Raw genomic sequence first — 14,339 nt, 5'->3', positions numbered from 1 at the left:
AAATAAGGATATTTGTTAATGACGACTCCTGATGAAGCACCGCAAGCATTTGCGCAGTTCGTCACGCTATTCAATACGTGGCCTGACTCCCTCGGCCAACTGCATCTGCGCGAGAGTCCAGCGGACCTTACGGCTATTGCCGAAGCCCCCAGAGCCGGAATCATGCGCAGCTACTTCCAGTGGATAGACTTCCCTGATCGCCCCATGATCGGCGGGGATTTCATGCTTGCGCTCTATGGTCCTGACGACTTGCCCAAAGCGCAGGAGGGATGGCACGCAACAGGTGATGAAAATCCGGCGTGGGGCTGGAAAGACAGCTTCACTGTGTTCGCTGATCGCCATGGCGATGTGCTGGTTTATGATCGCCTTGATGAACACTCCGCCATATTTGGCTCGATTCAAAAGCGCTCATTCAAGGTCGCGGCGAATATTCTCGCGCTGATAGGCGCGCTGGAAGCGGGTATCGCGGTGCAATTGAACGAGTTTAATGATGCCACTTGCGACGATGACGACGACTATACGCCCGCCTTTCTGTCCAGGGTCAGGGAAGTGGTCGGCGATGTTGAGGGCACGGATGTGGATGGTTTCATGAGGTTCTTTTTTGAATGAGCGACTCGGGCCAGATCAACGACCATTTTCAGCGAGATATTCAGATAGCGTGCAAAAAGGCCATCGAGCAGTTTCGCCAAGCGCACCCCACCGCCGATGTCTGTGGGTTTGCACTGTACTCAGACGCCGATGCGCGGACGTTGGTGCCGTCGTTCAACACGGCTGATCACTTGGCGCGCGTGCAGGCTGAAGAACCTGCTGAGCAGGGGTACTTCAAATGGTCACCCGCTGAATGGAGCCACGAAACGTTCGGTGGCGAACACTTCAACGCCCTGTCGAACCTGTTGTGGGACTTGGCTGATTCGATTCCCGATGAAGATGTTGAACGTCACCGCGCGCTCGTCTTCGAACACTGTGTTGCGGCCTTGAAGCCGCTAACGAGGTGCGCGTTTGAGAACGCCATTTATGTATTCACAGTCTCTGACTTTCAAAGCGTGCCGGAAGAAATCACCTGGATTACGCAACTCAATACCCCCGAGCAAGCCCTCGAATTCAAGACTTGGTTAGAGCAGGTCGAGCAATGAAAGGCATGCATTTAACAAGGATGCGTACATGACACTGCCCCACTTTATTTACCATCCCGATCCCGTCGGTAGCGGTTCGGTGCAACCCTCTTCCGCCACTTGCGTGAGCTGCAATCAGGCGCGAGGCTACATTTATGTGGGCCCGGTATACGCCATTGATGAATACGAAAACTGCATCTGCCCTTGGTGCATTGCCGACGGGAGTGCGCACCAGCGCCTGGGCGCGACGTTTGTCGATGACGAGAGTATCGGCCTGGACGGCGAAGACACGCTGAGCGAGGCGCAGATCGCCGAAGTCAGCCAGCGCACGCCTGGTTTTAACGGCTGGCAGCAAGAGTGCTGGTTCACTCACTGCGACGACGCAGCCGAGTTTGTCGGTAAGGTCGGCCATGCAGAGTTGCTTGAACTGGGCCCGGCAGCCATCGCCGCCGTTCAGGACTCAACAGGGTTGGAGGACGGTCCGCAGTGGCAAGCGTTCTTCAATGCCCTGGATAAGGATCATGGGCCTACCGCCTACCTGTTCAAATGTCGCCACTGCGCCACGCTGGGCGCTTACCAAGACAGCCATTGATACCCAAGTGCTCAACCCGTAGCGACCCACAAGGAAGAACCTCTGATGAGTGACGATCACACCCCCGACTTCACCAAAGTCCCCACCGGCATGCTGCCGTTCCCGCCTGTTGAAGACGTGTTTGTCGCCGATCAACTGGAACTGGCCAACCATCTGCACCCTTTGTTCAGCCTGGATATCAGCACCGTAAACCCCGAGTGGTCGGGCGTGCTGCACATGCTCAGCCCGTTGGAGCCGTACGAGGGCTTTGTCGGCGAGCTGACCGAGTGGGACGGGTACCATGGCTACCTGCTGAAAACCAACTGGATCGGCTTCAAGGTCGAGCAAGGGCGGTATCGCTTGTGCGGCGATCCACGCTACTTCTTTCTGCACGAGGGGAATGCACAGCTGGCTGATCCTCACCCGGAGGCGAGAGCGGATCTGGAGCGGCACTACGCCGATCAGCACCGCGCGTTTGCCGCCACCGTTGAAAGGTTTAAAACCAGCGGCGTGCTGGCGCGTGAGGATGGCGAACCGTTGTATGCAGTGGAATTTGTCGCGCAACTGGGCGGCGAAGTCGATGGCTGCGCCAACTGGGTGGAGGCGGTCGAATTTCCAATGCACATCGTTGAACTGGACCCCGACCGCGGCGATTCGAATGTCTACCCCCTGAGCCCTGCGGGTAACCGGTTTTTCCACGTGGCAAGCGTTCCGGGCTGGCATTACCGGACGGCCGGCGCAGACCTGATCGTCATGTTCTACGAACCGATTGAAGGCTTGGTGCTATTCACCTTCGATTACAGCTGAATCCCATGAGTAAGATCGAACTGCAAACCCTTGTAGTCAGAGTTAAAAAGTATCTCTCGATTATCTTTTTGCTCTGCCTTGTAGGCGTTTTCATCTATGCATACCTGCACAAACCGGAATTCCCTTCTGAGATAGTCCTGAAGCAAGGCTTCATTCCGGGGCAGTCGATCTACATCGTTCAGGATGCCAGGGATCCAGATGAGCCCAAAAGCCTGAGGTTCTACGTCAACAACGGCGGCAGTAGGAATAATGAGACGATGAAGGTGCGCCTCGGCAAGACCCCGCCCTTCCTGGTCTCGGACACTGACTTGAAAGACGTGGTAATCCAGCGAGTCTCCAACGGCCTGCACATCAAGCTCAAAGGCGCAGTCTCGGATTACCAGAGCAACCTTTACCTGGAAGACGGCGATACTTACACCACCTACCGTGTAAGCCTTGAACAAGTCGAAACGCGACCGCCCTTGCCGAGCGGTCAGTAAGCTTATTTCAGCAAGGCAATCACTGCGCAGACAACCGCAATCGCCAGCGCCGGCCACTGCATCGGCATGAAAAAGAAGTGGTGGCGAACGCCATCGGCGTGAACCTGGCGATTCAATACAAAGCCCAGCACAACGTTGATGGCTGAACCAATACCCACCCCCATCAAAAAATGCATGAGCGATACATTGCCGGGCTTAACGCTGGGATCCATCAACAACCACATCAATAACAGCACCATGACTATTGGTGTTAACAAGGTCATCCAGCCTGCGCCGCGATAGATCATCATTTGCTGTTCATCTCGAAAACATCTGCTGCTGACTCGCGTGCTTGCTCTTCAACAGCCAATACGACATCAAGCGTATTGAGGAACAGGTCATGGCTCAGGATGCCGGTGGTGGTGGTCGACAATACGGGCTTGCCGTTTTCGTCCTTGATCACCACGTCTTCGGTCCAGGCGTTGAGGTCTACCGTACGCAGCGACGACATCGGCACTTTGTTGCCTTGGTACTCGAGGAAATCCTGGCGCACAACAATTGGCGCCGTAGTTATTTTGAGGAAGTTACCGGTCACTCGCTTGCCCCAAACCTGCTTTGAATTGATGCAGTTGAAAGTTACGGAGCCGCCCGACTCCAGCGTTTGTGCAACAGACGGCAGGCGCGCGCGTACGTGCAACTCACGAACCAGTTCCTGAAACTTCTGAAAGCCTTTGAGGGATTCGAGAACCCGATGAAACGGCTCTGCGGCATTACGGCGATAGGCCAGGTTTGTGATCAGGCCGGTCAATGCAGTTTGCCCGGAGCTGAACAGATACAGGTCTTCTATCTCAGCAAACGGCATGTAGTCGCGCTGCTCTTTAGTGATGCGCACGAGGCCGTGTTCATAAACTTCGTAGTGGGTATTACGCAGCTTCTTTTGCCAAACGTAGATACCCAATATGCACAGCCCCACAATGGCCAACAAACCGGTCGTGAAATAAAACATGACGTGTGTGCTGGCGAAATTGAGAGTCATGCCTCGGGACGTCTGAAGACTGACCGGGCCGTCATTGCCCATCGGCAAAATCGTGCTCAGATAGAAGACGAACACGGCGAGGCCCAAAAACGCAGCGGCCAATATCAGGCTGAAAATCAAAAAGGCCTTGCCCTGGCGGAACGTCGCGATCAGCTCGCCGGTGGCGGAAGAAGCGTGGAAGTCGGTTGAGTGCATGAGTGCTTGCGTCCCTGTCATTGAGTAGATGCGCGCCTTTAGGCGCGGCGCGGTGTGAACGGTGCGCCTTGGCCGTCCGGTATCGATATTAATCCAGAAGTAAGCGGACAGTGAGGCCATCTTGCGTTTTATCTAGTCGTTGGCAGCTTTAGAGCTAGCCGATACAGCACCTTCTTCAGTCGCGACAAAATAGCTTAAGATCAGGCGAAAGCTGGAATGGAATATGTCGACTAAAGGACACAACATTCATTGAAATCCCCTGTTCTCACATCAGCGAGCGTTTGAATAATCGCCGATTCACGGTAGCGGGCAACACCCACGGGCTATTGCCGCGTAGCGGGTTGGATTTAGGTGACTTGGCCGGACGGATATGTTCAACATGCGTCCTGCTCCTTGCAGGGGAATCTTCCCGGTTTGCCGTGTGTGTTTTGCGTCGAAGGGGGGCTCTGGGAAGCCCCGTCACAGATAAAAATCTGTCTGCTTTATGTAGGTATTTTGTTCAACTCGCCAAGCTTAATCTTGAAGTAGTCCAGCAAGTTCTTTCCTTCTGAAAATGCCTTTCGGATCTCAGCACTTTCCTTAATCAGTTCCTCGCCAGGTATTGCATGTTCTTCAATAGGGCGCGGTAGCGACCACTCCAGAACCTCCCTTGGGAAGCCTGCTTTAGGGCGGTTATTGATCCAGACGGCAAGGTAACAAGGAATCGTCCAGCCACTGAAAAACTGAACTATCAAGAAGCCGAAGACATATCGAAGCAATGAATGATGGGAGCGATAACCTTTTCTACACATATGGAAGTAGGCGACCGAGCCGGCTTCGAATTCATCCGATTGCCCCTCGGGCAAGGCTTGCGGTCCATCTTCCATATAGACACGGATTGCCTCCCACTCAGCGATCGCCTGATTCAAATTTCCACTTGGAACACTGATCCAAAGCACATCGCCGTTTTTCGTCTCACGTAGCCCAATCATTAATTTGAATTCAGGAATGACAGCATATTGAGTGATCAATTTGCTGATCGAGACACTCGTAATGACTTCCTCCCACGGTACATAACGTGGGGTCATGCCTTTTTTGGGAACAAAGACGACCTCGCGACGCTGACGATTGAAGCGCACAGGAGGTTGATTGCTTACCCGACGAATTGCAAAGAAAAACACGCAAAGGTAGAGAGTGGCCAGCGCTCCCACAAAACCCCAAACGGCAATACTTGTGAAGAAATCCAGCCAGCTACTCCAGAAAGGTTCTATGTCACGTCTTATCCAGGATCCGAAACCCGTTGTGAAAAACAGAAAAATCAACAGGAACATAACCGCCCCGATTCCGGCTCGAGTCATAAACTCAAAGCTTCCTCTAGAAACGGCAAAGTCCAAGACTACTTCATCGGCATAGCGGTGTAGCTGGCGAGCACTGAAAGGCTGCACTCCGGTTGGCACTGGCTTTGGTGATAAATAGAGTGTTTCAGTGCCTGATTCTCTGTCGATGTCACCTGCTTGAGGCAGTCGGTCATATCTATTTTTCAAGGGTATGGCTCGTCAAGTAGAGGTCTCGGGTTCTTGAGTCGGTTCGGCAAATGTCACCGGGCTTTTTGTTCTCTACGATGTGCGCTGTTCTTCTGCCAAAAACAAACTCTGCAAGTCACCCGTCAGTGTGTCGTTGTCTATGCCGTAAGTCAGAGAAAACGCATCGTTTACACCCTCTATTGTGCTGACGCCATCCATGATTCCCAAAAGGTTAGATGTGGTATCGACCATTGTCTGCCTGATGACCTCAAAGAAAACTTCTCGCTGTTCGGTAGGTAGCGAGTTGAACAAGGTTAAGGCTCGCCTCCAGTATTCGTCGGTTGCATCGTGAATGGTCGTGTTGGCGAAAAGCTGTCTGTAAATACAAATATTCTCCTCCACGACAGCCGTTTTAAGTCCAATGACAAAGTCTTTCGGGGTGATCGGGTTGCTGCTCACTTGGATTAGGCCTCGGGTTAAGCGTCTTTTTTCTTTTATTGGGTGGGCAGGATGCTCACCGCCCCCCAATCTTCACGACTACCGACACATCGTCCAACCCTACCAGGACAACGCTTGCGCAATCTGATTCGCCTCTTTCCCGGATTGCCCACCCTCCATGATTGGCGCCCGTAGCAGCGACCGTACCCCCTCGCGATCCACAATCCAGAACGTCATCTTCGTGGGCGTTTTCCGCTGGATGCCAGCCACGTAGTCGTCAGTCACGGCACCTTGTTCGCCAGGCAGCTTCGTCACATCGAACTCCCATATTTGCCCGGTTGCTTGCGACTTTTCTGGTTCGGCCGATTTGGGTGAGAATTTCGTCTTGCGCATATCAGCGGCTTGTAGCCCCAGCTTTTTCACCATGAATGCGCGCAGCAACGACTCAAGTTTTTCGTCCGATGTCTGAGCCGAATCCACGGTGAGGCCAAGCTGTGCCCCTGTTTGCAAGTTTTCGTAGTAGAAACGATTTTCCATGTCCGTTCTCAAACGGTAGTCGCCCACGCGCAAGGGCAGGTGAATGCCTTTCCAGCTATTCACCAGCGCATTTTTATCCTTCGGTGTTCCCCAGCCGAGCGTCGCATCGCTTTGCTGCCATTCGATGAGCTTCCGGTTCAGGGCGATGGCCTCCTGAGTTCTGCCCTGGCGGTAGGCGATGTCCGCTGCGTAATCCAGCGCAGTGCGATAGAGGGGTAGATAGGAAGAGCCATTCTCCCAGGCAGGTAGGGCCAAACCCAGCGAGTGGCGAGCGGCGTCGAGGTCGCCGTGCCGGTACTGCGACACGCCGATAAGTGTTTGTACACGCGCAACTTCATCCGGGAAAAAGGCGTCGGGCAGCGCCTTTTTCGCGAGCTCAGCAGCCTTCGACCAGCCACCCGGAAGCTCCCAGGTTGAATCCATGTCTTGGGTCTGTTCGGCCATCGTGCGCTCGCGGAACAGCGTTGGTGCGCTTTGCCATTTCAGTGACGCGAACAACTTATGCATTTGTTCAATGGCTTGGGCCTCGTCTCGCGATTTGAACATCACATCAATGTCCATGCGCCAGTCACCGCGTAGCGCCGTCCAGCGAATGTTGGTGCATTGCTCGCCGTCACACTGTTCTGGGCTTCCCATTTTTGCGGCGGTCAGGTCGGCGAAGGGGAGGTCGGGCATCGCCGATGCAAATGCTCGACGCTTAGGCTGCTCCTGATAGGGTTTGAGCCAATCCTGGCGTTGCGATGCCGTGTACTTGCGTTGTGCTTCGTCATAAACCAGCGAAATCTCCGCGCTCAGGCGTCCGTTCGCCAACGCCTGCGTGTAGAGGAGGTTGGTGGTGACATCACGTCTTTCTGCGGGCTCAAACTTCGCCAGTTTCCATTGCCCCAGCAGGAGTGGCGTCGAGAAGTCAGCCAGTTCGTAATGCAAGCGCGGTTCGTCCGGCGACAAGCGCCACAGACCGAGCTCGGGGCTGTTGATCGTGAAGAGCTTTTCCTGCAAGCGTGCTACCTCAGCTCGTTCACCCGCCATCATGCTTGCCTCGATCGCCACGCCCAGCATGCTCGTGATGCGGGTGTCGCGCCTGCTTGTCGACCCGACAGCGGCCGATTCCCGCTCCCAATACGCGATCTGCTCTTCGGCGGCTTTCCGGGCTTCGTCGTATCGCCCTTGCTGATGCAGCAGATCGACGAGCAAGGCGCCCGCCTCGAGATCCGTGTAATCCATGGCGCTGCCCTTGCGGCCTGCCTCCATCGCCGCCCGGGCGGCGACCGTAGCCTCTGCCAGTGATTTCTCGCTGCTCAGGCGTTGTGCTTCGTGCATCAACTGAGCAGGACTGGGTGGCCGAGCTTTTGCCTGATCCGCCGGCACCGCCCAGACGGCGGAGCAGGTTGACAGCAGGATCGCGGTAAAGAGGGCGCAGTGTCGGCGTCGTATCGAATGCTTCATGGTTGTCTCCCTGACACATGTCCAATGGGCTTACCGCACAGACATATAAAAATGCGCAGCTCGGCGCGAAGGCGCCTCGCCATTTGAATGAAATTGACGCTCAGGAGGATGAGTCCCGAACTCACAGGGGCCGCTTGACCACCCAATTTTTTATCGCGGGATCAATAGGCTTGTCCGCTTCAACTTCCGTCGGCGTTTGATTGAACTTCATGCCATTGCCGCAGAACGCGGTGAACATATCCCCGTTGAAACTGTAGAGCTCGACACTCGTGACAGTCTCACAAGCATCACTCGCCACAACCTTTCGGGCGAGCTTGACCCGAGACGACTGATAAGTGTCGTACCAGTCTTTGAAATAGGCTTTGGATCGGGCTGCGGATGCACCGGGACTCAGGATATTGTTGGCAATCCGGGCATCGAGCGGGCTCGCCGCGAAACTTGAATAAGGCTGGATATCTTCGGGGCTGACTGGGTAGACACGTGCGTACCCTTTTTGGATGTCGAGTTTGACCACCTGCAACTGGGCTTCTTCTGGATAAACTTTGTAGACGACATCCAGAATTCCCAGGAGCGAGTTGGCTGACGATTTACCCGTGTAGATGAACTTCTCTTCAATGTTCAGGTTGAAGCGTTGGACTATTGCTTCGATTTGGTCGAGCCGTTTCCGTTCTTCCAAGCTGCTTTCCGCGATGGCGACTGGCTTCAGGTTTTTCAGTTGTTCGGGTATTGGGGAGATCTGGACCTGGATATCTGCCTGGGCGTTGAAGGCGGTGGCTGCCAGGATCAAGGGGATTATGGGTTTCAACTTGCTTACTGGTCCTTGTAGGGAAGCTTCCTGGTTTTGCTTTGTGTGTTTTGCGTCGAAGGGGCGTGCGTTGGGCAGCCCCTCCCAAGCTTTTACGCTCAACCACGATGAACATCATCAAAGTCATCGGCCTTCGGCGTTGAGTGCATGCCTTTAGCTTCTTGAGCGCGGTAGTAAGCCTCGATACTCAGAGATGGATCAATGCGAGCCTTGATGATGCAGGGTTGTTGTTGCCAAGGGTATTGCTGCAACTGTTGAGTCAACTGCTTGAGACCCGTGGCCAGCCAACCCTTTTCCGACTGGTCGCGCCAGCGTCTCGGGTTGCGGCCCGTTTTGGCGTCGTAGGCGGCAGTTATCGGGTCGAGGTGACGACTTTGCTCAAGTACTGGCAGGTCCGGCAGCGGTTGGGTGACGTCCATGTAGCGTTGTAGGCAATCCCAGAAGGCCAGTGCATTCGCCTGGTCGAGACCCAAGGCGTGGACTTTGGTAGCTAGACAAATCTTGTTGTCGGTGTAGCGGTGATGCAGCCAAAGGGCATAGTCGTGGGAGCCATAACCGCTGGGAAGCAGTTGTAGCACTGGGTCGAACTCTTCGAACGGTGCAACGAAGAGGCGGCGGAAACGGCGTTTGAAGCGAAGCATGCCGTCGACGCGGTTGAATTCGCTTCCGTCGTGGGTGGTGATTTTGCTGTGGAGCCAGAGCAGGCAATCAAAACCGATGGCACCCATGAAGTAGAGGAAGGCTCCGGTCCATAGGGCTACTTGCAGTTTATTATGGCCCCATAATGAACCCGTCATTCCAAGCACGATTCCGGCGCAAACAATAAAACCAATAATCTGTACGTGGTGAACTATTTTTTTTCCTGTCATATAAAGAGTTAATGAGCCTAATGATAAAAGAAGAAATACCACAACTAAGAGTAGTAGCGACGAATCTCGCAGATACTTCGCTACCTCCAATCCGGGTAGAAGCGAGCTCAAAATCCAAGTTCCCCAAACGACCCAGATGAAAGGAAAACTCATCAGTTTTAGTAAGAATAATAGATGTGGGACCTTGCTTGAGTTTTGAAAGCGCCAACTTTTAGCATCGCAGTAAATTTCTTCTTTTTTTCCGAGTGTCTGCTGCTGTAGATAGCGCGTGTGCTCTTCACCTTGCAACTGGGTAGTAATCTCCATCGCCGGTTCCAAATTGGCGTAATGACCAAAGGCGAGATGGGTATCAAAATTCCCTGAGCGATTGGCATCCTCTAACCATTTTGGCGGTGGCACAGGTTCACGACTGTTGCTGCGATAAGCACTGGCAGCGTATGGGGTATCCTTTTGTACGGTCATACAGAGAACTCAGTGTTTTGAGGTGCCAATCCCTAGCGGTTGCCGGGCGTGGATGAAGTCATGGCTGATTATTGGCCAATAAATCTGTCCCGTTTCTTATATTCTTCTTCATGCTTTTTCAATATGGCCAAGTGTCTTCTGTGAAAACTGCGGTTTTAGGCAGTGCTTCTTTTAGTAACTGTAAATATTGCTCAAGATTTTTTTTGTTTTCAAAGCGGGTTTCAAACCCTACGGTCTTGTCGGTCCGATGAATGACTACAACAGAACTGGGCCTATCAACGGTAACAAAATTGTACTCGTTCCATGGCCTGCTTTTTTCGTATTTTTTTTCATTTTTCCAACCGAGTAAAAATTTCGCTGCGCCTAAGGACATTGCTACCGGACCAAATAGAAATATCAATGAATTTGTGTAAACCGCTATTCCGATGAATAAAAGAACTACGAATATTGCACTGCCTTTGAACAAAGGGCCAGCAAATTCAGGGTAGTGGAGAGCGTGCTCAACTGCAATTCCGGTTGTAGTAGCTCGGTAATTAAATATGGTTTTTTGTCTTGTTATTAAAAGAAGACCACCTAACATGGTGAAGACTATAACGCACATTCCAGACCAAATATCTAGATTTTCTCCGATTTGTCCCCACATTTTCCAAGTGATCGCCAGGCATATTGTCATGGCTAGGCCTAGGATTATTATTGGACCTAAGATTATTTCGCGTCTAGGTTGATTTAGGACCTTACTTGTCCATGACATCAACTGGCTTCCTTCCATGGAGTGGATGAAGTCGCTTTGCTCTATTGATGCCTCATTTTGTTTTATGTCGTTGTCAGGTTTTTTTTCTTTGTGCATTTCTTCTTTATTCCCGAAGTACAAAAAAATGGGATAGGTTTATTTTTACGCGACCTCCAGTCAAGGAATGCAAAGAAAATAAGTTATCCCTTTTAAACTTTACGTTCAACCACGATGAACATCATCAAAGTCATCGGCCTTCGGCGTCGCCTGGATGCCTTTCGCTTCCTGAGCGCGGTAGTAAGCTTCGATGCTCAGGGACGAATCAATTCGAGCCTTTATGATGCAGGGCTGTTTTTGCCAAGGGTATTGCTGCAACTGTTGGCTTAGCTGCTTGAGACCCGTGGCCAGCCACCCTCTTTCCGACTGGTCGCGCCAGCGTCTCGGGTTACGGCCAGTTTTAGCGTCGTAGGCAACAGTTATGGGGTCGAGGTGGCGACTTTGCTCCAGCACTGGCAGGTCCGGCAGCGGTTGCGTGACGTCCATGTAGCGTTGTAGGCAATCCCAGAAGGCCAGTGCATTCGCCTGGTCGAGGCCCAACGCGTGGACTTTGGTGGCCAGACAAACCTTGTTGTCGGTGTAGCGGTGATGCAGCCACAGGAGATAGTCATGGGAGCCATAACCGCTGGGTAGCAGTTGCAGCACTGGGTCGAATTCTTCGAACGGCGCAACGAAGAGGCGGCGGAAACGGCGTTTGAAGCGAAGCATGCCGTCGATGCGGTTGAATTCGCTTCCGTCGTGGGTGGTGATTTTGCTGTGGAGCCAGAGTAGAGCATCTGAACCTATGGTCGCCATGAAATAAAGGAAAGCACCGGCCCATAAAGCGATCTGCATACTGCTACCTCCCAAGACCGAACCCTTAAACCAAAACACAGTAATGGCGCCGATAATGAAACCCGCGATTTGTAGATGGTGGACTATTTTTTTTCCTGTCATATATAAAGTTAAAGAAGTTAGCATTAAGGCAACAGCGGAAAATGCAATTAGAAGTGCGAGACCTGTGTCAGGAGGTCCATATCCAAGCTCCGGCTTAATTGATCCTATGATCCAAACGGACCAAGGAACCCATATAAAAGAAATACACGCTATTTTTAGTACGAATAGCAAATGTGGGATTTTGCTCGAGTTTTGAAAGCACCAACGCCGCGCATCGCAATACACGTTTTGTTTTTTTTGTCCCTGCTGTTGCTGGTAAATCCTCTGCTCCTCACCCTGCAACTGGGTATTGACCTCCATCGCCGGCTCCAAATTGGCGTAATGACCAAAGGCGAGATGGGTATCAAAGTTCCCTGAGCGATTGGCATCTCCCGCCCATTTCGGCGGTGGTAAAGGCTCATGACTGTTGCTGCGATAAGCACTGGCAGCGTACGGGGTATCCATTTGTACGGTCATAGAGAGAACTCAGTATTTTAGTGTGCCAATCCCTTGCGGTTACCGGCGTGATTGAGGTCGTGGCTGATTCTTGGCGGTTATCGGCTTTCAACTCGGCCTGTCGCTGGCGGATAGCCTGTTCCAGCTCTGGAGAGCGCTGGGACCATTGTTCGGGCGACAGAGGTTTGGACCACTGGCGGCACCAACGTTTCTCTGGGGCAGTTCACTGCCAGGGCGGTGCATGCAACACCTTTACCGCTTGATCCACATGGGTGTCAGGCAGGACTCGACCGTAGCCATCGACGAGAAAACGGGTACGACGGGTTCATCCGGGCAGGTTGAGAGAGGGCAACCCTGCAGTTAAAAACTGCAGGGAGAGTTGGCTTTTGCCTTGAATGGAGACCGGCTAATGGGGTTCCCGTTCACCTTGTTTTAATGCAAGCGGATTAGGTCTGAAAAAGCACCTTTGTTTGTGTAAAACATCACGCCTTTTTCTTTCCGCCGTTTTCTGCCTGATAAACTTCTGCAAAAATTTCAGTGATTGAGCGCAGGCGTTTTTGCTTTTTTAGTTCTTTCACCCGTTTACTCAGTCTGACCAAAACATCGCTTGGCTTTGCCCATTGCTCTTCAGGTAGTGGCTCGGACCAATCACGCATGGCTTGCGGCAATGCCTTGCGTCCGACTTTCGCAATGCGGCGAATTTCCCATTCGACGATTCGATTGGGTAACGTCCAGAATGTCATGAGGTGGTAGAGGTACCAGAAAAAGGCATAGACCCACCCAACTTCCTTTTCGCGAATCCGGCGGTGCAGGCGTGCCCGGGCATTGCGGAAAGTGTGCATCCCTTCATGGGGTGGATCATCTGGACCTTGCAGGTCCATGGGGTCCTGAATGCTTTTTAGGTCGTGGACTTCGTATTCCATGTAGGCACGCACGGCCTCCCAATGGGCTATGGCAAGTGGCAGACCGCCACAAACGAATTCAACGCTGACCAACTGTCCCTCGTGATGGAACCCCATGCCCATGCCGTACTGTCGCCGAACACCATACTGGGTTGCGCCTTGCGCCTGAACCACCCAGGCGGAGAGCGATTCCCAAGGCACAAAAACCGGAGCTTCTGCGCCCGTGGGCATGAAGCAGACTTCACGGCGCTGACGGTTGAAGCGGGTCGGGGTGACTTGTGTGTACTTTTTATGATTGTAGAGCCACACGGCGAGGCCGATGCCCAGGCCGCCCAAATACATCCAGATAGCTGGTTCGCGAGTAGCTAAAAAGACGCCTTGCATCGCACCCCGAATGTCAGCCCGACCGTAGCCGAAGCTTGCACCAAAGAGTGCGATGATAATCGGGCCACCTAAGACCATTAAGAGCGCAGCGGTAAAAGGACCACCCAGTGTCATCTGCCATGAAAACACTTGTGGTTTGCCGCCGCCGAAATCCAGATACGTATCGTTGAGATCGCTTACATAAGGGCTGTGTGGGGATGCGTCGGTGGGCAGCGGCAATGGTGCCAAAAACGTCGTGTTGCCAGAGGGGAACCGCTCGATGTCTCCTGCGCGGTGCAATTGCCTTGCCGCTGGATCTATCGGGTCGATATCAAGGTTTTTAGACATGCGAAGCAAATTCCATCATCAGGGGTTCTACCTGGAGCAGAGGCGCTTGAGGGGGAGGTGGGACTCGATCAACTGAAGGGAAGGCGCCAACTCCCCTTGGATCAAAACGAATATAGTGTGTTCTCTGTTGAGGCTGCCCACTGGAACTGGTGCTTTGAACAGCCACAACGAGCATCAATTCCTCACGAGATTTACCCACAATCCGTTCGTTGGTCTCTGGGTACCCGACGCAGAGAACCACTTGATTGTCTTCCACACGGCGTAGTCTGGCCACAACAGGCTCGCTAAGAATCTCCCAGCGTTCTGTGGTCTGCGCCCGATCTATGAGAA

The 14,339-nt window shown here is 52.9% G+C and carries 15 protein-coding genes; 5 read left to right on the top strand and 10 right to left on the bottom strand.

Annotated features, from left to right (window positions below):
* Window positions 1-18 precede the first annotated feature (18 nt).
* The 5 genes from HKK52_RS08295 to HKK52_RS08275 are packed head-to-tail and all read left to right on the top strand — an operon-like array spanning window position 19 to window position 2,969.
* Window positions 19-609, top strand: a complete 591-nt coding sequence (locus tag HKK52_RS08295) for a hypothetical protein (protein WP_169370403.1) — start codon at window positions 19-21, stop codon at window positions 607-609.
* Window positions 606-1,133, top strand: a complete 528-nt coding sequence (locus HKK52_RS08290) for a DUF4303 domain-containing protein (protein WP_169370402.1) — start codon at window positions 606-608, stop codon at window positions 1,131-1,133. Before HKK52_RS08295 ends, HKK52_RS08290 begins: the two co-directional genes overlap by 4 nt.
* 28 nt (window positions 1,134-1,161) lie before the next feature.
* A complete protein-coding gene (locus tag HKK52_RS08285; protein WP_169370401.1) occupies window positions 1,162-1,704 on the top strand; it encodes a CbrC family protein in 543 nt (180 codons plus the stop codon).
* Window positions 1,705-1,749: 45 nt separating this feature from the next.
* Complete coding sequence (locus tag HKK52_RS08280; RefSeq protein WP_169370400.1) at window positions 1,750-2,490, top strand: hypothetical protein; 741 nt, start codon at window positions 1,750-1,752, stop codon at window positions 2,488-2,490.
* Window positions 2,491-2,495: 5 nt separating this feature from the next.
* Complete coding sequence (locus tag HKK52_RS08275; protein WP_169370399.1) at window positions 2,496-2,969, top strand: hypothetical protein; 474 nt, start codon at window positions 2,496-2,498, stop codon at window positions 2,967-2,969.
* A 2-nt stretch (window positions 2,970-2,971) separates the two neighbouring features.
* Here the strand turns inward: HKK52_RS08275 and HKK52_RS08270 are convergent, their stop codons facing one another.
* The 10 genes from HKK52_RS08270 to HKK52_RS08225 form a co-directional block, all read right to left on the bottom strand.
* Window positions 2,972-3,259, bottom strand: a complete 288-nt coding sequence (locus HKK52_RS08270) for a hypothetical protein (protein ID WP_169370398.1) — start codon at window positions 3,257-3,259, stop codon at window positions 2,972-2,974.
* Entirely contained in the window at window positions 3,256-4,299 is a 1,044-nt protein-coding gene (locus HKK52_RS08265; protein ID WP_237150738.1) for a hypothetical protein, read from the bottom strand. Before HKK52_RS08265 ends, HKK52_RS08270 begins: the two co-directional genes overlap by 4 nt.
* 362 nt (window positions 4,300-4,661) lie before the next feature.
* Entirely contained in the window at window positions 4,662-5,702 is a 1,041-nt protein-coding gene (locus tag HKK52_RS08260; RefSeq protein ID WP_237150736.1) for a DUF6708 domain-containing protein, read from the bottom strand.
* Between the two features lie 72 nt (window positions 5,703-5,774).
* Complete coding sequence (locus HKK52_RS08255; RefSeq protein ID WP_169370397.1) at window positions 5,775-6,140, bottom strand: hypothetical protein; 366 nt, start codon at window positions 6,138-6,140, stop codon at window positions 5,775-5,777.
* Window positions 6,141-6,239: 99 nt separating this feature from the next.
* Window positions 6,240-8,102 (bottom strand): hypothetical protein, encoded by a 1,863-nt coding sequence (locus tag HKK52_RS08250; RefSeq protein ID WP_169370396.1) that lies wholly within the window; start codon window positions 8,100-8,102, stop codon window positions 6,240-6,242.
* A gap of 121 nt (window positions 8,103-8,223) precedes the next feature.
* Window positions 8,224-8,907: a hypothetical protein gene (locus HKK52_RS08245; protein WP_169370395.1), complete on the bottom strand. Its 684-nt coding sequence runs from the start codon at window positions 8,905-8,907 to the stop codon at window positions 8,224-8,226.
* A gap of 98 nt (window positions 8,908-9,005) precedes the next feature.
* A complete protein-coding gene (locus HKK52_RS08240) occupies window positions 9,006-9,635 on the bottom strand; it encodes a hypothetical protein (protein ID WP_169374207.1) in 630 nt (209 codons plus the stop codon).
* A gap of 721 nt (window positions 9,636-10,356) precedes the next feature.
* Window positions 10,357-11,085, bottom strand: coding sequence for a permease (locus HKK52_RS08235; RefSeq protein ID WP_169370394.1), 729 nt, complete (start codon window positions 11,083-11,085; stop codon window positions 10,357-10,359).
* Window positions 11,086-11,190: 105 nt separating this feature from the next.
* Window positions 11,191-11,820, bottom strand: coding sequence for a hypothetical protein (locus HKK52_RS08230; RefSeq protein WP_169374206.1), 630 nt, complete (start codon window positions 11,818-11,820; stop codon window positions 11,191-11,193).
* 1,058 nt (window positions 11,821-12,878) lie between these two features.
* Window positions 12,879-14,009, bottom strand: a complete 1,131-nt coding sequence (locus HKK52_RS08225; RefSeq protein ID WP_169370393.1) for a hypothetical protein — start codon at window positions 14,007-14,009, stop codon at window positions 12,879-12,881.
* Window positions 14,010-14,339: the final 330 nt, after the last annotated feature.

The organism is Pseudomonas sp. ADAK2, from assembly GCF_012935755.1.
Classification (GTDB): Bacteria; Pseudomonadota; Gammaproteobacteria; order Pseudomonadales; family Pseudomonadaceae; genus Aquipseudomonas.
This window is presented reverse-complemented; position numbering and strand designations above follow the sequence as displayed.

Coding starts and splice junctions, on each gene's coding strand:
- HKK52_RS08295 (WP_169370403.1), top strand. CDS start 19: ATGACGACTCCTGATGAAGCACCGCAAGCATTTGCGCAGTTCGTCACG.
- HKK52_RS08290 (WP_169370402.1), top strand. CDS start 606: ATGAGCGACTCGGGCCAGATCAACGACCATTTTCAGCGAGATATTCAG.
- HKK52_RS08285 (WP_169370401.1), top strand. CDS start 1,162: ATGACACTGCCCCACTTTATTTACCATCCCGATCCCGTCGGTAGCGGT.
- HKK52_RS08280 (WP_169370400.1), top strand. CDS start 1,750: ATGAGTGACGATCACACCCCCGACTTCACCAAAGTCCCCACCGGCATG.
- HKK52_RS08275 (WP_169370399.1), top strand. CDS start 2,496: ATGAGTAAGATCGAACTGCAAACCCTTGTAGTCAGAGTTAAAAAGTAT.
- HKK52_RS08270 (WP_169370398.1), bottom strand. CDS start 3,259: ATGATGATCTATCGCGGCGCAGGCTGGATGACCTTGTTAACACCAATA.
- HKK52_RS08265 (WP_237150738.1), bottom strand. CDS start 4,299: ATGGCCTCACTGTCCGCTTACTTCTGGATTAATATCGATACCGGACGG.
- HKK52_RS08250 (WP_169370396.1), bottom strand. CDS start 8,102: ATGAAGCATTCGATACGACGCCGACACTGCGCCCTCTTTACCGCGATC.
- HKK52_RS08240 (WP_169374207.1), bottom strand. CDS start 9,635: ATGGGTGCCATCGGTTTTGATTGCCTGCTCTGGCTCCACAGCAAAATC.
- HKK52_RS08235 (WP_169370394.1), bottom strand. CDS start 11,085: ATGCACAAAGAAAAAAAACCTGACAACGACATAAAACAAAATGAGGCA.
- HKK52_RS08230 (WP_169374206.1), bottom strand. CDS start 11,820: ATGGCGACCATAGGTTCAGATGCTCTACTCTGGCTCCACAGCAAAATC.
- HKK52_RS08225 (WP_169370393.1), bottom strand. CDS start 14,009: ATGTCTAAAAACCTTGATATCGACCCGATAGATCCAGCGGCAAGGCAA.